Here is a 22,551-nt window from a genome sequence, read left to right as displayed (position 1 = left end):
ATATGACGACAAGAAAACCAGAAGAATTAGAAGGTGTCACTTTATTAGGAAACCAAGGAACAAATTACTTATTTGAATATACACCACAAGTACTAGAGACGTTTCCAAATAAACATACAAACAGAGATTATTTCGTAAAGTTTAATTGCCCGGAGTTTACATCTCTTTGTCCGCAAACAGGACAGCCTGACTTCGCGACCATTTATATTAGCTATATTCCAAACGAAGTTATGGTAGAGAGTAAATCTTTAAAATTATATTTGTTCAGTTTCCGTAACCACGGTGATTTTCATGAGGATTGTATGAATATTATCATGAATGATCTAATTGAGTTGATGGACCCAAAGTATATTGAGGTTTGGGGGAAATTCACACCAAGAGGCGGTATTTCCATTGATCCGTATACAAACTACGGCAAGCCTGGTACGAAATATGAAGACATGGCAGAGTACCGCATGATGAATCATGATATGTACCCTGAAACGATTGATAATCGATAAGAGAAAGAAGTCATAACAAAAAGATGTGGTAAAATATCACTTCTAAAAGCGCCCAATAAATCTACAAAAATCATCCCTCACAACAGAGTGAAGGGATGATTTAATTCTTGCAGGGTTTATCTTCGCATTCGAGTTGTCGAGTATCGTTTACTTTGAATATTCCTCTTCATCATTTATTTTATCATCAATTCCTTAATCAACTGAAATGTTATTATGGATAAGCGCACCTATTTTTGATAAATGGGATATATTGTTGAATTTCTCACCTTATTCAACACTATTTTTTATCTTCTGCTATAAAACACAGTAAGTTTAGAGGGGCTGATTAATCGTTTAATTATTTTGATTCAATCCTAACCTTTATACACTTTGGAGGTTCTGATGACAGTGCTTTTTTCACTCCTGCTCCATCTCATATCATTTCCCGCCACTTCTATTAATCTGTGAATTCATCGGCACAAGATTATCAATATCCCCCGACCCTTTGAAAATAGAGGCAATTAAATGACCTCCGTCATCTTTTGATAGTCGATCTGGTTTACCAGCATTTGATTGGGCGTATTGGTTTCTTTTGATCTCTCCGTATTGTAAATCACTTGCTTCGACTTTGACAATTTTTCATTAAATCATGACAAACAAAAACCCTCCATTAATTTGGAGGGCAATGCGTTAGTTGTTTCCTTCTTTATTTTTAATATAATTCAACACAGCTTCTTTATCTTTCTCGTCTTCTGGTAAAAACCCGAACGTTTTATACTCCCATACGGCTCTTCTCTGGATACCATAAAGCCCTATAGATAAAATATCTTCATAGCCATAATCAATTGAGAATTTTCCAGACCTCTCTAACTCAAGAGTAGCTGTTGTCCAAGCACCTAAATCATTTTGTATATATGCTTTTTTTAATTCTTCAAAAGTTTTACTGAGTTCGTATAATAAATGAATGTATGTTGATTTACTTACATTATATTTAAGTGGAATTTCATGTCCATAAACATACTCTTCACTATTAGTCTCGTTGAAACAAAATGTAATTCCAGCCGAATCATCTAGTATTTCTGCATACATCCAAACTTTATCCCAATCACACGGTATTAATTCATTAATTGATTCTGCTATTTTTTTATAATAGCGTTCTATTGATTCCATTATCTTTAACCTCCGGGTTGATTCTTGATAAATTCTTGAACACAACTTTTTCCGATTTTATATTCCACAAAAAAACTATCAGGTCTTAACAAATCACCCTGATAAATAGGCTCAATACTTACCTCTACATGTTTAGGTGGAACCTCTTTCAGTGCAGACAACCACTCCTGCTCCATGTTGTACCATTTCCCACCGCTTCTGTTAATCTGTGAATTCATCGGAAGTAGGTTATCAATATCACCTGAACCTTTAAAAATTGACGCAATTAAATGTCCTCCATCATCATCTGGTAATCGGTCTGGTTTCCCAGCATTTGATTGGGCGTATTGGTTTCTTTTGATCTCTCCGTATTGTAAATCACTTGCTTCTACTTTGACAATGCGGCCATAGTGATCTGTTGTGTAGGTGTAGCCTTGTTTTGTTGTATAAATGATATTTGGTTTTAACACTTTCTTTCGTTTCCACCTGACAAAATGTTCTCCATATGTAACGACTGTCGGCGGTGTTTTTGGTGCTGGTAATCGTCTGCCTGTTTTGGAGATTCCATAGCTTGGATTGTTGTCTAAACGCTTTGCCATGGAGAGAAGCTTATTTTTAATATTTTCGCCATCAAACACGTTATATGGCAGTTTTCCGCTACCTGCTATTTGAAACTTTGGTGAGTACGGCAATAAATTCGGAATGGAGACATTATCGATTGATTTTGCCCCTTGTTCAAGTCCTTTTTTAATCGTTGTTTTAGCTACAGATGTTCCTGTTTTCGTGATGGCTCCTACACCTTTTGAGCCAAATACGATTTCTGCTAAAGAGCCAGTGGCATAGGCAAACCAGTGTGCTCTTGAATAGGCATCACCTTCAATAACCTCTTTTTGAAATGAATCAGAAATGGCTTTTCTAATGACTTTTGATGTTTCAATCGGTTGAGAAACAGCGGTGACAACAGATTCTACAGCTCCACCAGGGTCAGTGACAAGATCGTACATACCGATCACTGTATCTTTTGCCACATCATAAATACCAACTGCTGCCCCTTTGATGCCATCAATCAATACATTTGACGCTTCTTCTTGTGCTTTCATTTGAAGAAGCTGACTGTAGTACATTTTTTGATCGTAAGAGAGATGTTCATATCCAATCTCATCTACTATCTCAAAATATTGATCTACTGATATGCATGATGGATCATCAAGTTTTGCCATGAACTCTTTGATTCTTCGTTTCTCTGCTTCTTCTTTTTTCACCTTTAAATACGCTTTCACCTGTGCCTCTATTTTATCATGATTTTTGTACACTTCTGTCTCATGAAACGCTTTTGCATCATAATACATGGGCTGTGCGTGTTTCCCTTTACCGGTGGCTGCCATCATTTTGGTATAAAATGATGTAAGATGTTGCTCGATCTCTTCTGATTTTGCATATTCCGTTTTGAGTTCATTATCTATTTTATGTAAGGCATCAATTGTTTCTTGTCGTTTTATATTCGCATCATCTAAGTGTTCGTTTACTTCTTTGCTAGAAAATACATCTAACTCAATCAGATCACGAATGTCATCAAAAACATTTGCAAGAGCTTCCTTTTGTTCTTCCACCATATCCTGATTGTTTTGAATGCCTTGTTTCACTTGAGATTCGAGAAAGTGCTCGTCAATAAACGTATGGCCTCCTAAAGACGCATCATCAAGCTTTCCTTTCACTCCATCTAAAAAAGCCTTTTGCATGTCAATAAAATCAAGATAGGTATCGGCATAAAGTGCAAGATCAGCATAAAAGGCTTTGATGTTATCTGCCCCTTTACCTGTGAACTCATCACCTAAATTAGCCACACCTTGTAATGCTTGTTTCAAATCTATCATTTCTTCGCGAAGCTCCTGATAGTGCTTCGCTCTTTCTTCCATAGCGTCTGTTAGTGCTGTTGCATCAAGTATTTTTCCCAGAAGAAGTCACTCCCTCCTATTCTGAACAAGGTCAATTTTACCAATACAAAGATTGGCATTAAATAGGAAAAAAGATACAAAAAACACAATAAAAGCGGATGTGAATCAAGATACACCTTATTGTATTGAATGATTAGCACGTGAGTTTTTTCTGGGCAAAATATTTCGTTCGTGTTCTTTGTCTCTATCATACGGTGTTTCTCAGAAAATAAGGCGTCCTTTCCATGCATATTTGACCTATAAAAAAAGTGTCCATAAAAATGGACACTCCTCAATCTAAACTTTTAAAAAACACACCTTCATAATTAACACCGGAATCAATTAATGCTACTTTAACACCTTTTCCAGTTAATTTTTTTTGGTTATGCAGTTTATTAATTTTTAAATATTCATACGCCCAATTTTCATTCTTAAATTTCTCATTTTTGTTTTTATTTATTATTAATGTTATAGAATAAACGTTATATTATAAAAATTCGATATGAAATCAATCATCCAAATGTACATTGAATCATATGCATGACAATCAGTCAAAAGAGGTTCTTTTGAAGACAAAAAAAGAGAAGAGTCATGTCACTCTCCTCATACAAATAGGAATAGAACTTGCTAGGACGGCTGGGGGCTACCAGCTCGTAATTTCATTATATAACACAGAACGTATGTTTGTAAATACGAATTGTGCTTTTTTTGTTTATCAGGTATGCTTTGAGATAAAATAGGGGCAATCAGTGGAAAACGGAGGCGTATGTGTTGGAGAACAGAGAAGAGAAAAGAGAGAAGCTGCTGATGGAGCTGAGGGAAGAGCTTCATATGCTTGAGCATCAAAATAAAGAACGCTATAAATGGAGTGCCTCCACATTGCTTGGGTTAATCGCACTGCTGATCGATAAAGGCATCATTACACCTGAAGAAGTAGAGATGTATAAAACAAAAGCAGAAATGCAAACCTTTCATACGCAAAAAGACTGACTTTCCTCACTTGGTGTCAGTCTTTTTATATGTCATTGTCTGTCTAAACGGCTTTGCTTCGTATATAGTATGTAACGATTGTTAGAATTGAGGATTGCAAATTAATGTAAGGAGTCTTTGATGATTTTATAATTTTTATGATTAACTACTGTCAGTGAGTCCAGTTCTAAATCTCTATAATTGTCCATGATGGTAACATCGACAATGACCGAGTTTTCATTAACTTTTTCAACCACACCCGTTAAACCATTTCTAAATTCAACCACATTTCCAATTTTTGCAATCTTCAACCGATTCCTCTCCTTTAAAAGCAGATTTCATTCCCTATTAGAAAGTATTTTGCAATATTTTCATACCAATGTAAAGTATAAAGATATTTTTGCTTCGTTTTCCGTTGTACGCTTTTAAAACGAATGGTATATTTAATAATTGATCATGGCAGAAAGGGAGAGGTTTTTTTGACAGAAGAACAAATCCTCGCAATACTTGAAGCATTACGTAATGGTTCGGAAAAGCAAGTGACCATTCGAAAAGATGATTTTTTATTTTTCCGTTCAGTTTTAGTCAAGCAAGATGATTTTAAACATTTTCGAGGTATTGCAAAACATGGCGGAGATGTTATTTTTGAATATCTTAAAGAAGCCAGAAGCTAAAGCTTTTTCTCACATAGGAGAGAAAGCTTTTTTATTTTAGTTCTTTTGTCACAGTTTAAACCATGTTGATACATATGAAAAGAAAATGTAATAACCCATCATCAGGTGCATAAGGATGATTATAGGAGAAAAATAGAGAGTTTTAAGCGTTAACATTTCCATTTGTTACGTATCCCATCTAGGACATACCATTTAATGACTGAATTTGGACAAGCATGCAAATCTTTGTGCGTGAAAATGTAAATGGCTCTTGTTAGAGTAGACAAGTATCTTACGGCCTACTTTTATTCAAGGAGGAACTAGATGAATGATAAAAATTCATACAGCTCTTTTTGTTATCCTTATGCTGATCTCAGCGGTGAAGATGGACAATATACAGCAAAACCAAGGCATGTTAAGTCAGGAATTGGCACAAGCACCTGTAAAGCATCCGCTTTCATATATAGATAAAAAAGATAGTCAAATGGTTATTCCAGCATTTTCAGAGGGAAGGCATCAGCCAAAGGTAAAAATGCTTAGTACGTCAACAGAAAAAAAGCCGTCAGAATTTAAGCAAAAGAAAAAAGTGAAGTCTGAAACGACAAGCTCAAATGACAAAGTGCGTTATTCTAATGAAGAAATAGACTTGCTTTCTAGATTGGTACATGCTGAAGCAAAGGGAGAATCGTTTGCGGGTAAAAAAGCGGTGGCGAGTGTGGTATTAAACCGAGTAGAACATGGCTCTTTTCCTGATAGTATCAGAGGGGTTATTTATCAACGAAATGCCTTCCAACCTGTCACTGACGGAAGCATTCATGATAAGGCAGATCAAGAATCCATTAAGGCTGTGAAACAGGTAGCGAAAGAACATGACAGAACAACGAAAGCCATTTATTTTTATAATCCAAAAACAGCAACTGATGACTGGATTCGTTCTCGTAAAATTGTAGAGCGCATTGGCCGTCACGTCTTTGCTGTTTAAAGAAAAAGCAAGCAACGATAAAAAGTCGTTGCTTTTTTGTCTTTATTTATAAAAATATTTTCAGAACTTGTCTCATAGAATGTGAAAAGAATTCGCTTTTAGACAAGGGGAGACTACATGAATCGATTTGTGAAAGGGGTCATTCTGCTATCTGTCGCAGCTTTTTTTGCGGAGTGTATAGAGTTTTTAGTCAATATGATTTTAGCAAGAGAGCTTGGAGAACATGGAATGGGTCTTTATATGAGTATTCTTCCAATCATCATGCTTGTACTTGTCATCGCCAGTTTAGAATTGCCAGTCTCCATTTCTAAATTCATCGCTGAGTCGCATGAGCGTCTCCACAAAAGTATGCTGCGGCACGCATTTATCATGACGCTTGTCGTGACAAGTACCACAACAGCGATAGCAGCTTTGGTGTTACCGTTTATTCCGGTGTTTCAATCGTATCATCCACTGATGAAATTTCTAGTGCTTTCTCTTATCCCCATTATTGCGTTCACCTCTATTGCGCGCGGCTATTTTATGGGAAAGCAACAAATGGGCAGAATTGCCCTCGCTAATATGCTAAAAAAAATGATCCAGCTCATTTGCTTGTTTTTGTTTTTTCATTGGTATTCTTTTGATATTGAAACAGCGGTATTAATTGCAATTGGAGTTATTGTTGCAAGTGATCTTGTGGTATTTATCTATTTGTATTCCCAATATGTCATGGCAAAAAATGCAGTGAAGGTCAGGTCTGTTGAATTGAGAGGAATTGACGTGAGAAAGCGTCTGTTGGCGGTATCTATTCCGACAACTGGTATGCGCATTTTTCACGCCATCGCAAATGCCATTGAGCCCTTTTTAATCAAAGGGGCCCTCATTGCGGCCGGCATTTCAGGTACATTAGCCGTTGATCACTACGGAATGCTTGCTGGTGTGGCAATGTCGATCGGTTTTTTCCCCGCATTTATTGCACATTCGATTATGATTGTCATGATACCAAACGTGTCTGAAGCCTATGCTTTAGGGCAGTATGATATTGTGAAAAAACGTGTAAGACAGGCTATTCTCATTACGTTTGGCTATGGGGTGCCAGCAGTGATGGTAATGTATTATTTCGCTTACCCACTTACACAACTCTTTTTTGACTCACCACAAGCTGCTATCTACTTACAGCTTCTCTGGCCGTATTTTTTATGTCACCTATTTGTCATGCCATTTCAAGCTTGTTTAATTGGTATGGGGCTCATTAAAGATGTGTTTCTTCATAATATATGGGTACATGTCGTCTCATTTTCCATGGTGTATTTTCTCGGTTCTAATGAAAGTCTGAATATGATGGGCGTGATATTAGGAATGAACACGGGCATGCTACTGCTTACAGCCCTTCATTATGCCACCATTTGTAAGGAACTCGGCGTTTCAATGTTTCTTCAAATGAAAAAGGCTTGAATGTCATCACAAACTGAGGGGCAAGCTAAAAGAAAACTGGGAAGGAAGATCCTTATGAACCGTCAACATCTATCCACCTTTCTTCTAATGATGACAATACTTTCAGTCTTTTTGAGTGCAGAATTGAACGCAAAAGAGCCTGTGATGGCGCCGAAGATAGAGGCTCCTACATTAACTGGAGATACACAAATCGTTCCATCACCTGGGAAGCGAACCATCCTCCATTTTTGGACAACATGGTGCCCGTCATGCAAAGTGGAACTGCCAGCCTTCGAGCAGATCACTAAAGAAAACCAAAGTGATGTCGAGATTTTGTCAGTAAATTTACTAAGTGCCGAACAAGGAAAAACAGCTGTTGCCCAATTTGTGAAAGACAGAAAGTTTACTTTTCCTGTCGTCCTTGATCAGCATGGAGAATTGATGAAAAAATATCAAATCATCACAATCCCAACCACTTTTTTCATTAATGAAAAAGGTGAAGTTGAGAAAAATCATGTTGGACCTCTTACAAAAAAACAAATAAAAGAGTGGACGAATTCGTAATAAATGCATACGGTGCATCTTTGGCGAAGAACCAAAAGGAAATCACTTTTGGTTCCTTTTTGTGTTCAATTGCTTTTCATTTGAATAAACTGTGCTCAAGAGAGAGTGGAGTGTACTAATAATGATAATTATTATCAAAAACAAATTATAATAATTATTAATTGAAAATTGATCAGGACCTGTTATAATGAGTAACAGACGTATAAAAAGCTTGGAATAGCAGTGAAAACAGCTGAAAAATTGAACGGTCAACGATTGATGATATGAAAATCATTATCAATTAGAGAGGAGAAAATATCATGAATGAGAATACAGCATTCTATCAAATGACAAAAAAGGACGCAACAAAACAGTTCTTTCATAAATGGGCACAGCATGGGGAACTGATTGCAGCAGGCATCTCTGGGATTCTCATTTTGATTGGATGGTTTTTAAAAGATGAGAGTATGTTAAGCATTCCTTTGTTTATCTTTGCTTTTATCATTGGTGGTTTTACAAAAGCGAAAGAAGGAATAAAAGAAACCATTTCTTCCAAGACACTTAATGTTGAACTACTCATGATCTTTGCAGCAATAGGCTCTGCCATCATCGGTTACTGGGCTGAGGGAGCCATTTTAATCTTTATCTTTTCATTAAGCGGTGCACTTGAAACATATACTTTAAATAAAAGCAAGAAAGATTTAACTGCATTGATGAGTATAGCGCCAGATGAAGCCACCTTAATAGAAGAGGATGGCACTACAATTCAAATCGCCGCTTCAACATTAACACCAGGCGATCGCATGATGATCAAAGCTGGGGAACGTATTGCGGCAGATGGTGTCATATTGAGCGGCAAAACTAGCGTTGACGAATCTGCACTGACTGGTGAATCTGTTCCTCAGGAGAAAGGACAGGGAGAAGAAGTATTTGCAGGCACTGTGAATTTAAATGGTTCATTAACTGTGGAAGTAACGAAACATAATGAAGAAACTCTTTTCCATAAAGTGATTAAGCTCGTAGAATCTGCTCAAGAGAGTGTCTCACCAAGCCAAGCATTTATTGAAAAATTTGAAGGTGTGTATGTCAAAGGTGTCTTTATAACAGTCATTATTTTAATGTTTCTCCCGCACTTTGTTCTCGGATGGAGCATGAGCGAAACCTTTTATCGGGCGATGGTCTTTATGGTAGTGGCTTCACCTTGTGCGTTAGTGGCATCGATTATGCCAGCAGCTCTTTCACTTATTTCTAATGGAGCTAAAAACGGGATGCTTGTGAAAGGCAGTGTGTTTTTAGAAAAGTTAGGCACAAGCACAATGATTGCATTTGATAAAACAGGTACGATTACAAGCGGTAAACCAGCGGTAGAAAAGGTAGCAATTGCGAAAGGTCAAGATGAAAACACGTTTTATCACGCACTCTATCAATTAGAAAGTCAATCAAACCATCCATTAGCCAAAGCAATTTGTGAGGTTGCAAAAGAGCATAAGGCGGAGGCGGAGCGATCAACTCGTGTGATGATAGAAGAAACCTCTGGTTTTGGAGTAAAAGCACAGTTGAATGGAGAAACATGGCGTATTGGAAAAAAAGATTTTGCAGGGAATGCTTCGATTGAACAAGATTTAGAAAAGACTGGTGAAGTGCTTTCATCACAAGGATATACAGTTGTGTACGTTCAAAAAAATCAACAAGTCGTCGGCTGTCTTGGACTGAAGGACCAAATCAGACCTGAAGCAAAGAAAATGATTCAAGAACTGAATGATTTAGGCATTCAAACCGTCATGCTCACAGGAGATCAGCAAAAAACAGCCGAAGTGATCGCGAAAGAAGCAGGTATCCAAAAGGTTGTTGCGGAATGTCTTCCAGATGAAAAAGTGAACGAAGTCAATCGACTCAAAAAACAAGGATGCCCCATCATTATGGTAGGAGATGGGATCAATGATGCACCTGCACTCGCCACAGCAGACGTAGGCGTTGCCATGGGTGAGGGGACTGATGTCGCTTTAGAAACAGCGGATTTGATTTTAATGAAGAACAATTTAAATAACCTGACAAAGATGATTCGCCTTTCAAGAAAAATGAACAGAATCATCAAACAAAACATCATTTTTTCCTTCACCGTTATTTGCCTATTAATTTGTGCTAATTTCTTACAAGTGCTCGATTTACCCTTTGGTGTCATTGGGCATGAAGGTAGCACGATTTTGGTTATTTTAAATGGACTTCGTCTACTTCGTGCATCCTAATGAGAGTTCTTAAAGCGCACTGACTTTATGTCGGTGCGCTTTTGTGCTAAAGTCAGAAAGAACTGATACAATGTAGCAGTAGAAAATAATGTGAGGAGGATAACGATGAACCGAATGGAGAACTTGTCTTCTTGGCTAAAGAAAAAGGACATTCAAGGTGCGTTTATACATACAAAGGAAAATGTGTTTTATTTATCTGGATATTTCACAGAGCCGCATGAAAGAGTAATGGGGCTGTTTGTTTTTCAAGAGGCTGATCCATTTTTGATTTTGCCAAAAATGGAAGTGGAGCAGGCGAAGAATGCTGGTTGGTCAGGTGAAATCATCGGATATGAAGACCATGAAAATCCATTTGATTTTATCAAAGTAGCGATTGAAGAACGTGAAGTATCAACCACTCGCCTTGCGATTGAAAAAGAAACCATCCCGCTTGAAAGAGCAGAGCAGTTGAAAGCTGTAACAGGAGCGGAAACATTTGTCAGAGCAGAAGAGGAATTAAATCAGCTACGCTTAATTAAAGATGAAAGCGAAATTGCTGCGCTGCAAAAAGCCGCTAAACTGGCAGATGAAGGTGTCGAAATTGGTGTCAATGCTTTAAGAGAAGGTGTCACAGAAACTGAAGTGCTGGCAGTGATTGAATATGAACTAAAGAAAAAAGGAATTCAAGGAATGTCCTTTTCAACAATGGTTCTCTTTGGAAAAAAATCCGGTGAACCTCATGGGAATCCAGGACAGGCAACCTTAAAAAAGGGCGATTTTGTCTTATTTGACCTTGGCGTCATGGTAGATGGATATTGTTCAGATATAACAAGAACATTTATCTTCCAAGAAGCTACAGAGAAACAAAAGGACATTTACAATACAGTCTTAAGAGCAGAAACAGCGGCACTTGAAATGAGTCAGCCCGGTGTGAGAATCGGTGATTTAGACTTAAAAGCAAGAGGGTTGATTACAGAAGCAGGATATGGAGAATTTTTTCCTCATCGCCTTGGGCATGGGCTAGGTGTATCTGTTCATGAATTTCCTTCAATGAGTCAAGCAAATGACGACCTGTTAAAAGAAGGCATGGTTTATACGATTGAGCCAGGTATTTATGTGCCAGGAGTTGGCGGAGTTAGAATAGAAGATGATGTACTCATTACAGCAGATGGTCCAGTGACCTTAACCAATTATCCGAAGGAGCTGACAATTATTCCGTAACGAAAAGAAGATCACGATGGATATCCAATTATGGGAATATCCATCGTGATCTTTTATCACCTATGTTGAGACGTATCCTTATCAATAAAAAAATCATCAATTGATTGAAACGGTGTGACTTTATGTTCTTTTCCTAGAGGATGTAGTGCGAAGCGAGCAGAAAACAAAACAGCCATACATAACACGATTAATACGATGATACCCATCTTGAATTCCCCTTTCATCCAGTCATTTGATCAGCTCACACCCATCTTAAAGTATGAAACGCTTACCATATCAAGAGAAAGTAGGAGAAAAAATGCCAAACATAAGGGAAATTGCGAAAAAAGCGGGTGTATCAGTGACAACAGTATCGCGTGTGATGAATCATCATCCTTATGTGAAAGAAGAAAAACGTAAACGAGTGCTCGATGCCATGAAGGAGCTTGAATATACAAGGAATATCCATGCCGTTCATTTAGCGAAGGGCTATTCCAATATGCTTGGAGTCGTCCTTCCGACGATCAATCACTCCTATTTCAGTGCAATTGTTACGGGCATTGCCGAGAAAGCACAAGCGTGCGGGATGCATTTTGCCTTGTTTCAAACAGGCTACGATCAAGCAAAGGAAAAAGAAGCCTTGATGAGTTTAAAAGAGCAGCGTGTAGATGGGTTAATTTTTTGTTCCAAAGCGTTAAGCGATCGAGAAATCCTAAAGTGGAAAGAAGCTGGACCCATCATTTTTTGTCATCCTACATCACATGATGAATTTTCAACTGTGTCGATTTCACATGAGCAAGCATTTAAGCGAGGACTTGAGCATTTAGCGGCGTGTGGTCATGAAAAACTTGCAATCGTTCTTGCAAGAACAACTGGTGCAAACAGCCGATCACGGATCCATGCTTATCAAGAAATGATGCAAACACTTAGGCAGGACATCTCGGAGGAATGGGTGATTGGCGGGAAACTGACACTTTTCGATGGACAGCAATTATTTTCAGAATGGCAGGCGATGAAAAAGCGGCCCACAGCATTACTGATCACTAATGATGAAGTATCAGCGGGCTTTTTATTAGAAGCACAGCGCCGCCAATTCAAAGCGGAAGAGCTTCCAGCGATTCTCAGCTTTCATAACGAAAAAATGAGCGAAATTTTAGAGATTTCAACAATTGAGGTTCCACTCAAACGAATGGGACACGAGGCATTCGACTTGTTCGACCGCGCCATAAAAGGAGAACCACCAGAAAAAAGGATGCTGCCATTTCGGCTCATCCAACGATCGACGACCGATTTAAAAAACAAACGTTGACGCCAGTTTCATCTGTTTTGTACGATAAGAGAGATTGAACAAGAAGGAGGTGGGGATGTTCATGGAATCCTTCACCGTTGATAAAGCGTTAAATAACAATGTCATCATCGCAAGACATCCATCATATGACGAAGTTGTTCTCATTGGAAAAGGCATCGGATTCGGAAAAAAAGCGGGTGATGTTCTCGATCAAGCTGCATTTGAAAAAATGTTTGTTTTAAAAAATACAAAGGAACAAACAGAATATAAGCAATTGCTTCATCACATTGATGAGAAAATCATCGAGATCGCAAATGACGTCATTTATCACATACGGGAAAAAATGGGGCATCGGCTAAATGAACATATTCATATTGCGCTGACAGATCACATTGCTTTTAGTTTTAAGCGAGTGAAGCAAGGCTATGATATCACAAATCCATTTATGCTTGAGACGAAGTCTTTATATCCGAAAGAATACGAGGTCGCAAAGGAAGTTGTTGAGCTCATCAACAAACGACCTGATGTCGAAACGAAGTTGCCAGATGGAGAGATTGGTTTTATTGCCCTTCATATCCATTCGGCTCTAACGAATCGCCCTTTATCTGAGGTCAACCGTCATTCACAGCTCATCACCCAAATGGTACAAGTAATAGAAGATGCATTTCATATGAAGGTAGATAGAGAAAGTGTTCATTATTTACGCTTACTGCGCCATATTACATTTTCCATTGAGCGCATTAAACGGGAAGAATCATTAGAGGAGCCAAAAAAATTGCTTCATCTATTGAAAAATGAATATCCTTTATGCTACAATACTGCTTGGAAAATGATCAAAATTTTGCAACATGCATTGAAAAAACCTGTACATGAAGCAGAAGCTGTCTATCTGACACTTCACCTGTACAGATTGACTAATAAAATTTCATAGTTTACTTGAAACGTGTAACTGATTCGATCAGGCATGAGTGAGTTAAGGTAAATACAGGATAAAATCCTGTTATTTGAGCAACCTTATATCATCATGCCTTTTTTGTGTCTTTAAAAGTGAAATGTAAACGGTTAATTATGAAATAGAGGTGTCTATAGGTCAAGAATGAAATGCATGTTGTAAGCGAAAACAAAAGGAGGTTCAACCAGTGTTTAAATCACTTTTTGGTGTGTTGCAAAAAATTGGACGAGCACTTATGCTTCCAGTTGCAATTCTGCCTGCTGCTGGTATTTTACTAGCACTTGGGAATGCGATGCAAAATCCGCAACTGATCGATGTGGCTCAATTTTTAAGCAATGATACAATTCAGCTTGTTGCAAGCGTCATGGAAAATGCGGGGAACATTGTCTTCTCGAATCTTCCGCTCTTATTTGCTGTAGGGGTTGCCATCGGTCTTGCTAATGGAGACGGTGTGGCAGGGATTGCCGCAATTATCGGTTATCTTGTCATGAACGTAACGATGAGTGCCGTATTAATGGCCAACGGATCCATTCCATCTGATTCAATCAAATTGGCTAAGTTCTTTAAGGAAAGCCATCCAGCATATGTTAATATGCTCGGCATACCGACCTTGTCTACCGGAGTTTTTGGCGGGATTATTATCGGGGTATTAGCAGCTTATATGTTTAATAAATTTTACAAAATTGAGCTCCCTCAATATCTCGGTTTCTTTGCAGGTAAACGTTTTGTTCCGATTGTTACGTCCGTTTCAGCACTTATTTTAGGACTTTTGATGCTGATCATTTGGCCGCCAATCCAAGGTGCACTGAACTCATTTTCAACAGGACTGCTCGCAGCGAATGAGCCGCTTGCTGCCTTTGTATTCGGTGTCATTGAACGCTCATTAATTCCGTTTGGTCTGCACCACATATTCTATGCGCCATTCTGGTATGAGTTCTTTAGCTATAAGAGCTTATCAGGAGATATTATCCGTGGTGACCAGCGTATTTTCATGGCACAAATTAAAGATGGTGTTAAGCTCACAGCAGGAACATTCATGACAGGAAAATATCCATTTATGATGTTCGGTCTTCCAGCGGCAGCACTTGCGATTTACCATGAATCAAAACCAAAGAATAAAAAATTAGTGGCAGGAATTATGGGATCAGCGGCTCTTACATCATTCTTAACAGGGATTACAGAACCACTTGAATTCTCATTCTTATTTGTTGCACCATTATTGTTTGCGATTCACTGCATATTTGCTGGATTATCCTTTATGATAATGGATATTCTAAACGTGAAAATCGGTATGACCTTCTCAGGAGGGTTAATCGACTTCTTCTTATTTGGTATCTTGCCAAACAGAACTGCTTGGTGGCTTGTTATACCAGTCGGTCTTGTTCTTGCCGTGATTTATTACTTCGGATTTAGATTTGCCATCCGTAAATTTAATCTGAAAACACCAGGCCGTGAGGATGAAGCGGCAGATGATGCAGACATGACCAAGTCTGAAAAAGGAGATGACCTGCCATATAAAATTCTTGAAGCAATGGGTGACCAAGAAAATATTAAACACCTTGATGCATGTATCACGCGTTTGCGTGTGACAGTAAATGATCAGAAAAAAGTGGACAAAGACCGCTTGAAAAAACTTGGCGCATCAGGTGTCCTTGAGGTAGGTAACAATATTCAGGCAATCTTTGGTCCTCGTTCTGACAATTTGAAAACGCAAATGCAAGATATTATTGCAGGTCGCACACCGCGTCCAGCTAAAGCCCCTTCTGCAAAAGAAGAAGTCAATCAGCAGGTCGAAGAGGTCATAGCGAAGCCGCTTCAAAATGAACAAGGGGAAGAAGTATTTACCGCACCAATTACAGGGGAGTTACATCCAATTACAGATGTGCCAGATCAAGTATTCTCAGGAAAAATGATGGGTGACGGATTTGCCATCTTGCCAAAAGATGGTACAGTGTTATCGCCAGTGAAAGGGAGAATCTTAAATGTTTTCCCAACAAAGCATGCGATTGGCCTTCAATCGGATGGTGGATTAGAAATTTTAATTCACTTTGGCATTGATACGGTCAGTCTTAAAGGAGAAGGCTTTGAAGCATTTGTACAAGAGGGAGATCAAGTAGAAATCGGTCAAAAACTCTTAGAGGTTGATATTGATCAAATTAAGTCTAAAGTACCATCCTTGATGACACCAATTGTCTTTACAAACTTAAGTGAAGGACAATTTATTGACCTTCAGGAAACTGGTGAAATCAAAGCAGGTCAAGAAAATATTATAAAAATTTCAAAATAATTTTTATAACTGCCGTTCTTGTTAGATGACAAGCTCGGCAGTATGATATAATATTGTGGATGTATTAATTGTATAAAAAGGAGATTGATAAAAATGGCTCAACAAACATTCAAAGTAACTGCAGATTCTGGAATTCATGCGCGTCCTGCAACAGTTCTTGTTCAAACTGCTAGTAAATATGATGCTGATATCAACTTAGAATATAATGGTAAAACAGTGAACCTTAAATCTATTATGGGTGTAATGTCTCTAGGAATTGCGAAAGGTGCTACAATCACGATCTCTGCTTCTGGTTCTGATGAAAACGACGCACTTGCTGCGCTAAAAGACACAATGAAAAGTGAAGGCCTAGGCGAGTAATGCAACAACTGAAAGGAATTGGTGCTTCATCAGGCGTTGCGATTGCAAAAGCATATCGTCTGGAAGAACCAGATTTAACAGTTCACCAAAAAGACATCAATGATCCAGAGACAGAAGTGAAACGCTTTGAAGAAGCAATTCAACTTTCAAAACAAGAACTTGAAGCGATTAAAGAGCATGCGCTAAAAGAGCTTGGACAAGATAAAGCAGATATTTTCTCTGCACACCTTCTTGTGTTAAGTGATCCTGAGTTGCTAAATCCAGTAAAGGATAAAATCAAATCTGATAAAGTAAATGCTGAATTTGCTTTAAAAGAGACAGCGGCAACGTTTGTCACAATGTTTGAAGCAATGGACAATGAATACATGAAGGAACGTGCTGCGGATATTCGCGATGTGACAAAACGTGTAACTGGACATTTGCTAGGCGTTGACATTCCGAACCCAAGTATGATTTCTGAAGAGGTTATCATTATTGCTGAAGATTTGACACCATCTGATACAGCTCAGTTAAACCGTCAATTTGTAAAAGGTTTTGCGACAGATATTGGCGGTCGTACATCTCACTCAGCAATCATGGCAAGATCAATGGAAATCCCAGCAGTTGTTGGAACAAAAGAAGCAACAAAAACGGTGAAAAACGATGATTTAGTGATTGTTGACGGTATTAGCGGAGATGTCATCATTCACCCTTCTGAAGATGAAGTGAAAGCGTATCAAAAAAAGCATGAGGACTTCTTAATTCAAAAAGCTGAATGGGCAAAGCTTGTAGACCAGCCAACGGTCACAAAAGACGGTGTTCATGTAGAGCTAGCTGCAAACATCGGTACGCCTGAAGATGTAAAAGGTGTACTTGAAAATGGTGGTGAAGCAGTCGGGCTATACCGAACTGAGTTCTTATATATGGGCAGAGAACAACTTCCAACAGAAGAAGAACAGTTTGATGCTTATAAAACCGTATTAGAAAAAATGGGAGGCAAACCGGTTGTAGTCCGCACACTTGATATTGGTGGCGATAAGGAACTGCCTTACTTGCAGCTTCCAAAAGAAATGAATCCGTTTCTTGGTTACAGAGCGATTCGCCTTTGCCTAGAAGAGCAGGAGATTTTCAGAACACAACTACGCGCCTTACTTCGTGCAAGTACATATGGAAACTTGAAAATCATGTTCCCTATGATTGCGACGTTATCAGAGTTTAGAGAAGCAAAAGCTATTTTACTTGAAGAAAAAGATTCATTGGTGGCAAAAGGTATAGCCGTATCAGATTCAATCGAAATCGGTATGATGGTAGAGATACCGTCAACAGCTATCATTGCCGACCGATTTGCAAAAGAAGTGGATTTCTTCAGTATTGGAACAAATGATTTGATTCAATACACTATGGCTGCTGACCGAATGAACGAGCGAGTGTCTTATCTATATCAGCCATACAATCCGGCTATTCTTCGCCTCATTACTCTTGTGATTGAAGCAGCGCACAAAGAAGGGAAATGGGTTGGTATGTGTGGTGAGATGGCAGGAGATGAAATCGCAATCCCGATTTTACTTGGATTAGGATTAGACGAATTTTCTATGAGTGCAACATCGATCCTTCCAGCAAGAACGCAACTTAGCAAGCTTTCTAAGAAAGAAGCTGAATCATTTAAAGAGCGTATTCTATCATTTAGCACAACAGAGGAAGTCGTAGACTTCGTCAAGAAAACTTTTCAAAACTAGATGAATTTAACCAGACAGGTGTAGCTGTCTGGTTTTTTTGTCGAATTTTATCATATTAAGTCATATCGTGAGAAGAATAGGGCATCCTAAAATAAAAAACTGGAGGTGACCCGATTGCCTTTCTCAGAATACAAGCCAGGTGATCAAGTGTATGTCATTTATCGAAATCCCCATGCAGCAAATGTTGCACAAATTAAAGAAGCGGAAATTGTTTCACATCCATACAATGAACAAGAGCTTGCTCTATTTTTACTTGAAACGTACCATACATTAGCACCAGATGATGCCGTATTTTCAACATATGAAGAAGCAGAAGCCCTTTATCAAGAACTATTTGAATCAGGGAGATATTAGAAAGGATAAAAGTCGTTTTTATCGGCTAAAGTAACCGTATGTAAACCTTAAAGGTAAGGATGTGCTTTATCATGATCAAGCCTTTCGTCCCCCAGCTTGTCTACATTGAACCTAGGGCACTAGAGTACCCGTTAGGACAAGAGCTGAAAGAAAAATTCGAAGGTATGGGGATTGAAATTAGAGAAACAACTTCACACAACCAAGTAAGAAATATACCTGGGAAAAATGATTTACAAAAGTATCGTAATGCGAAATCTACTTTAGTCATTGGTGTTAGAAAAACATTAAAGTTTGATTCATCTAAACCGTCTGCTGAGTATGCGATACCATTTGCTACAGGATGTATGGGGCATTGCCATTATTGCTACCTGCAAACAACAATGGGAAGCAAGCCCTACATTCGAACGTATGTCAATGTGGAAGAAATATTGGGTCAGGCAGAGCAGTACATGAACGAACGTGCACCAGATATTACACGCTTTGAAGCTTCTTGTACATCTGACATAGTAGGGATTGACCATTTGACGCATACACTCAAAAGAGCGATTGAATACTTTGGACAGACCGATCTTGGCAAGCTGCGTTTCGTCACAAAGTTTCATCATGTGGATCACTTGTTAGATGCAAAACATAACGGGCGTACACGGTTTCGCTTTAGCATTAATGCCGATTATGTCATTAAATATTTCGAACCAGGAACATCACCGCTCGATCAGCGGATTGAAGCTGCGGTGAAGGTAGCAAAAGCAGGTTATCCTCTTGGCTTTATCATTGCCCCAATTTATATTCATGATGGTTGGCAAGAAGGGTATAAAGTTCTTTTTGAAAAGCTGGATGCAGCTCTCCCCGAAGATGTGAGACATGATATTACCTTTGAAATGATTCAGCACCGGTTCACGAAACCAGCGAAGCGTGTCATTCAGAAAAACTATCCGAAATCGAAGTTAGAGTTAGATGAGGATAAAAGAAGATACAAATGGGGCAGGTATGGAATTGGTAAATATATCTATCAAAAAGATGAGGAACAAGAATTAAGACAGACGTTAGAATCATATATAGAACAGTACTTTCCGTCTGCAAAAATTGAATATTTTACTTAAAACAAGCCTTTTTGGCTTGTTTTTTCTGTTTAAATTTTCTTGAAACTATTGAATACCATATTATTTTTGCCGATATACAAGATAGGATGTCAAAGTAGGATAATGTAGGGGTGATGAGATGTTTAAGAAACTTCAAATGAAGATAGCTGTATTTACCTCAGTTATTTTAATTTTAACCGTCGTGGCAGTTCAAGTTGGTTCAAACATAGTTCTAAAGCCACTCATTGAACGCAATGCAAAAACAACAACAACAGCAATTGCAGAAAGCATGAGAGACATGATTGCACTAAAGCTTGAAGGATACGGCGAAACAATTAACAAACTGGCAACAAGTACACTCACAGAGAATTTTGCGCAAAAACAAACAAAACAAATAACGACGTTTGAAACCGATCAACTGAAAGGACTGAAGGAGCAGGACGAGCTTATTTCTCTAGCCTATATTGGGACGAGTGATGGCAAAATGTTTGCATTTCCAGAGTCTGATTTTGGCAAGGGATATGACCCAACAAAACGCGATTGGTATATTCAAGCGGCTAAAAAGCCTGATAAGGTATTATGGACAGATCCATATATTGATAAAGCAACAAATAAGATGGTCGTATCAGCAGCAAAGGCCATTGTTCGAAATGGGAAGGTAGTAGGAGTGGCTGGGCTTGATTTAAAGCTGACCTCCATTCAAACATTTATTAATGAAAAGAAAATTCCTTATATGGGAACCGCTTTTTTAGTTGACGGTACCGGTACACTGCTAGCACATCCAACAGAGCAGGGGAAAAATATATCAAAAGTAGCGTCTGTAAAGAAAGCTATCGACAATTCTGGAATTGATAATGATGAACAGCTAACAGTCATTTCTAAAATCAAAGAAGCTAATTGGACGATAGGGGTCAGCTTCCAAAAAGAGAAGCTACTTTGGATCACAAAACAGATGAATCAGACAAGTATCATCATTTCTGTCATTGCCGTTGTACTTGCAATGCTCTTCAGCTATTTATTAGCAAGAAGCATTACAACGCCAATCAAGCGGTTAATAGAGCATGTTCGTAAAGTGTCTGAAGGAGATTTAAGCAGTTCACTGGAAACGAATTCTCAAGATGAAATAGGCTTTTTAACAAAAAGCTTTAACCAAATGACAGAAGGGATTCGAGAATTAATTGAAAAAGTAAAAGGCGCATCAGAGCAGGTTGTGAAATCAACAGATGAAGTCACACAAATTTCAAATGAAACGCTGTTGTCTAGTGAGCAAATTGCGACCGCCATTCAAGAAGTCGCAACAGGGGCATCTAAGCAAGCATCAGAAGTTGAAACAATTAATGAAAAATCAGAACAATTGTATGAAAAAGTTCGTCATATGGGTGAGCTTGCCTCTCAGATGCAAACCAACTCAAAATCATCTGAGGATGCGAGCTACAGAGGTCTGGATGCTCTTGGCCTATTAGTCCAAAAATCAACACAAGCAAATGAAGAATCTAAAAAGGTAGAACAAATGCTGCTGGACCTTGAGCATAAGACAAAAAATATTGAAAATGTCGTCACAGCAATCTCTGAAATCTCTGATCAGACGAACTTACTTGCTCTTAACGCAAGCATTGAAGCAGCAAGAGCAGGAGAAAGCGGACGAGGCTTCGCTGTTGTCGCTGAAGAAGTGAGAAAACTTGCTGAACAATCAGCTCAATCAACAAAACATATTAGTGAAACCGTGAAACTCATTCAAGATGAATCCAAGAAGGCAGCTGAAGCCATGACAGCAGCAAGTAAAATGAATGAGGAACAAGGAGAAGCCATTAATGCAACAGGTGAAGCACTCAGCAGTATTACAATGGAAATGCAGGCACTTGTCGGCTCCATTGACAGCATTCATGCACAGATCAATCAAATGACAGAAGAACAGCAGAAAATGAATGATGCCATTCAAAATATTGCAGCTATTTCAGAAGAATCGGCTGCCTCAGCTGAGGAAGTGCATGCTTCAACAGATGAACAAGTTCAAACATTAGAAAGAACAAAAGTATCAACAGAAATGCTGAATGAATCCAGTCAGGCACTACGTCAGGCTGTTGACCGCTTTAAGCTGTAATAGAGTGAAAAGAACCTTGCAAATGAGCAAGGTTCTTTCTATATGATAAAATAAGAGCCATGGAGGTGCTTACATGGATGTAAATCTATCTGGAAAAAAAGCAGTAGTTGCTGCGAGCAGTCAAGGGATTGGAAAAGCGATTGCCTTTGCCCTAGCAAAAGAAGGAGCTGATGTTACGTTATCAGGAAGGCATGAACATACTTTGAAAGAAACGGTAAAAGAACTTAAGCCGCACGTAACAGGTAAGTTGAATTATCAAGTATGTGATGTAGCTGATGCGAAACAGATCAAACAACTCATTCAAACCGCTGCCGGTGATGAGAAGCGACTCGACATTCTTGTGAATAATACGGGCGGTCCTAAGACAGGAACGCTGGACACCTTAACCGACGAAGATTGGATAGAATCCTTTCAACTTCATTTACTCAGCTATATACGGCTATTAAAAGAAGCCCTGCCTTATTTAAAAAAACGCGGCGCAAGAGTGTTAAACATTGCTTCCATTTCGGTCAAAGAACCGATACCAGGCTTAATGCTGTCTAATACATTTAGACCCGCCATTGTTGGCTGGACAAAAGCAGCCGCCGAAGAGCTTGCAAAAGATGGCATACTGATCAATACATTAGCTCCTGGAAAAATTGAAACAGATCGCATCAAACATTTGGACAAGCAGCGAGCTCAAGCGGAAAATCAAACGATTGAAGACATCCAAGCACAAGCAAAGCGTGATATTCCACTTGGACGATACGGTCAGCCAGATGAGTTTGCGACATATGCGGCTTTTCTTTTATCTGAAGCCAATACATATATGACAGGTCAAACATTAGTCATTGATGGTGGATTGACAAAGTCTCTTTAAGGAGGAAAA

21 protein-coding genes and 1 pseudogene are annotated in these 22,551 nt (G+C 38.6%); 17 read left to right on the top strand and 5 right to left on the bottom strand.

The genetic code is table 11. The annotated features are described in order from the left end of the window. Positions 1–2 precede the first annotated feature (2 nt). Positions 3–500 carry a preQ(1) synthase gene (gene queF / locus ACIQCE_RS02930; protein WP_400493506.1) on the top strand — a complete coding sequence of 166 codons (498 nt, stop codon included), beginning with the start codon at positions 3–5 and terminating at the stop codon, positions 498–500. A gap of 343 nt (positions 501–843) precedes the next feature. On the opposite strand, the pseudogene ACIQCE_RS02925 reads toward queF, so the two are convergent. From ACIQCE_RS02925 to ACIQCE_RS02915, 3 genes and pseudogenes are all read right to left on the bottom strand, one after another. Then, positions 844–1,118, bottom strand: a pseudogene (locus ACIQCE_RS02925) (DNA/RNA non-specific endonuclease); the annotation flags it as partial. A gap of 51 nt (positions 1,119–1,169) precedes the next feature. Then, positions 1,170–1,649 (bottom strand): TIGR01741 family protein, encoded by a 480-nt coding sequence (locus ACIQCE_RS02920; protein ID WP_400493505.1) that lies wholly within the window; start codon positions 1,647–1,649, stop codon positions 1,170–1,172. Positions 1,650–1,654: 5 nt separating this feature from the next. After that, positions 1,655–3,583, bottom strand: coding sequence for a T7SS effector LXG polymorphic toxin (locus ACIQCE_RS02915; RefSeq protein ID WP_400493831.1), 1,929 nt, complete (start codon positions 3,581–3,583; stop codon positions 1,655–1,657). Between the two features lie 750 nt (positions 3,584–4,333). Between ACIQCE_RS02915 and ACIQCE_RS02910 the strand changes: the two genes are divergently transcribed. Next, a complete protein-coding gene (locus tag ACIQCE_RS02910) occupies positions 4,334–4,552 on the top strand; it encodes a hypothetical protein (protein ID WP_400493504.1) in 219 nt (72 codons plus the stop codon). Positions 4,553–4,653: 101 nt separating this feature from the next. On the opposite strand, the gene ACIQCE_RS02905 is transcribed toward ACIQCE_RS02910, so the two are convergent. Further along, positions 4,654–4,842, bottom strand: coding sequence for a YkvS family protein (locus ACIQCE_RS02905; protein ID WP_353855981.1), 189 nt, complete (start codon positions 4,840–4,842; stop codon positions 4,654–4,656). 168 nt (positions 4,843–5,010) lie between these two features. On the opposite strand from ACIQCE_RS02905, the gene ACIQCE_RS02900 reads away from it, so the two are divergent. From ACIQCE_RS02900 to ACIQCE_RS02875, 6 genes are all read left to right on the top strand, one after another. Continuing rightward, positions 5,011–5,205: a hypothetical protein gene (locus ACIQCE_RS02900; RefSeq protein ID WP_353855980.1), complete on the top strand. Its 195-nt coding sequence runs from the start codon at positions 5,011–5,013 to the stop codon at positions 5,203–5,205. Between the two features lie 307 nt (positions 5,206–5,512). Then, on the top strand, positions 5,513–6,166 hold the full coding sequence (locus tag ACIQCE_RS02895) for a cell wall hydrolase (protein ID WP_400493502.1): 654 nt from the start codon (positions 5,513–5,515) through the stop codon (positions 6,164–6,166). A 117-nt stretch (positions 6,167–6,283) separates the two neighbouring features. Next, positions 6,284–7,600 (top strand): polysaccharide biosynthesis protein, encoded by a 1,317-nt coding sequence (locus ACIQCE_RS02890; RefSeq protein ID WP_400493501.1) that lies wholly within the window; start codon positions 6,284–6,286, stop codon positions 7,598–7,600. Positions 7,601–7,654: 54 nt separating this feature from the next. Beyond that, positions 7,655–8,143 carry an endospore biogenesis thiol-disulfide oxidoreductase StoA gene (stoA, locus tag ACIQCE_RS02885; RefSeq protein WP_400493500.1) on the top strand — a complete coding sequence of 163 codons (489 nt, stop codon included), beginning with the start codon at positions 7,655–7,657 and terminating at the stop codon, positions 8,141–8,143. A 299-nt stretch (positions 8,144–8,442) separates the two neighbouring features. Further along, complete coding sequence (locus ACIQCE_RS02880) at positions 8,443–10,368, top strand: heavy metal translocating P-type ATPase (protein ID WP_400493499.1); 1,926 nt, start codon at positions 8,443–8,445, stop codon at positions 10,366–10,368. 105 nt (positions 10,369–10,473) lie between these two features. Beyond that, complete coding sequence (locus ACIQCE_RS02875; protein WP_400493498.1) at positions 10,474–11,568, top strand: M24 family metallopeptidase; 1,095 nt, start codon at positions 10,474–10,476, stop codon at positions 11,566–11,568. Positions 11,569–11,624: 56 nt separating this feature from the next. Here ACIQCE_RS02875 and ACIQCE_RS02870 read toward each other — a convergent pair whose 3' ends face one another. Further along, positions 11,625–11,774, bottom strand: coding sequence for a hypothetical protein (locus tag ACIQCE_RS02870; RefSeq protein WP_353855975.1), 150 nt, complete (start codon positions 11,772–11,774; stop codon positions 11,625–11,627). 92 nt (positions 11,775–11,866) lie between these two features. Here ACIQCE_RS02870 and ACIQCE_RS02865 point away from each other — a divergent pair, with 92 nt between their 5' ends. The 9 genes from ACIQCE_RS02865 (at position 11,867) to ACIQCE_RS02820 (ending at position 22,542) form a co-directional block, all read left to right on the top strand. After that, positions 11,867–12,856, top strand: coding sequence for a LacI family DNA-binding transcriptional regulator (locus ACIQCE_RS02865; RefSeq protein WP_353856569.1), 990 nt, complete (start codon positions 11,867–11,869; stop codon positions 12,854–12,856). A 55-nt stretch (positions 12,857–12,911) separates the two neighbouring features. Beyond that, positions 12,912–13,766 (top strand): glucose PTS transporter transcription antiterminator GlcT, encoded by an 855-nt coding sequence (glcT, locus tag ACIQCE_RS02860; RefSeq protein ID WP_400493497.1) that lies wholly within the window; start codon positions 12,912–12,914, stop codon positions 13,764–13,766. A gap of 208 nt (positions 13,767–13,974) precedes the next feature. Further along, complete coding sequence (gene ptsG / locus ACIQCE_RS02855; RefSeq protein WP_400493496.1) at positions 13,975–16,074, top strand: glucose-specific PTS transporter subunit IIBC; 2,100 nt, start codon at positions 13,975–13,977, stop codon at positions 16,072–16,074. 93 nt (positions 16,075–16,167) lie between these two features. Continuing rightward, positions 16,168–16,434 (top strand): phosphocarrier protein HPr, encoded by a 267-nt coding sequence (locus ACIQCE_RS02850; protein WP_003211078.1) that lies wholly within the window; start codon positions 16,168–16,170, stop codon positions 16,432–16,434. Beyond that, positions 16,434–18,149 (top strand): phosphoenolpyruvate--protein phosphotransferase, encoded by a 1,716-nt coding sequence (gene ptsP / locus ACIQCE_RS02845; RefSeq protein WP_400493495.1) that lies wholly within the window; start codon positions 16,434–16,436, stop codon positions 18,147–18,149. The genes ACIQCE_RS02850 and ptsP overlap by 1 nt, the downstream gene beginning before the upstream one ends. Before the next feature lie 114 nt (positions 18,150–18,263). Further along, positions 18,264–18,503: a transcriptional regulator SplA domain-containing protein gene (locus ACIQCE_RS02840; protein ID WP_353855971.1), complete on the top strand. Its 240-nt coding sequence runs from the start codon at positions 18,264–18,266 to the stop codon at positions 18,501–18,503. 71 nt (positions 18,504–18,574) lie between these two features. After that, the gene (gene splB, locus ACIQCE_RS02835; RefSeq protein ID WP_400493494.1) at positions 18,575–19,603 is read left to right on the top strand and encodes a spore photoproduct lyase; all 1,029 of its coding nucleotides are present in this window, start codon (positions 18,575–18,577) and stop codon (positions 19,601–19,603) included. A gap of 118 nt (positions 19,604–19,721) precedes the next feature. Beyond that, complete coding sequence (locus ACIQCE_RS16365) at positions 19,722–21,683, top strand: methyl-accepting chemotaxis protein (RefSeq protein WP_483861781.1); 1,962 nt, start codon at positions 19,722–19,724, stop codon at positions 21,681–21,683. A 73-nt stretch (positions 21,684–21,756) separates the two neighbouring features. Continuing rightward, positions 21,757–22,542 carry an SDR family oxidoreductase gene (locus tag ACIQCE_RS02820; protein WP_400493493.1) on the top strand — a complete coding sequence of 262 codons (786 nt, stop codon included), beginning with the start codon at positions 21,757–21,759 and terminating at the stop codon, positions 22,540–22,542. The last annotated feature ends 9 nt before the right edge of the window (positions 22,543–22,551 follow it).

It is taken from the genome of Bacillus sp. NPDC093026 (assembly GCF_044754665.1).
In the GTDB taxonomy this organism is placed as follows: Bacteria; Bacillota; Bacilli; order Bacillales; family Bacillaceae; genus Bacillus; species Bacillus maqinnsis.
The sequence above is the reverse complement of the archived record's forward strand: the minus strand, read 5'-3'. Positions and strand labels throughout refer to the sequence as shown.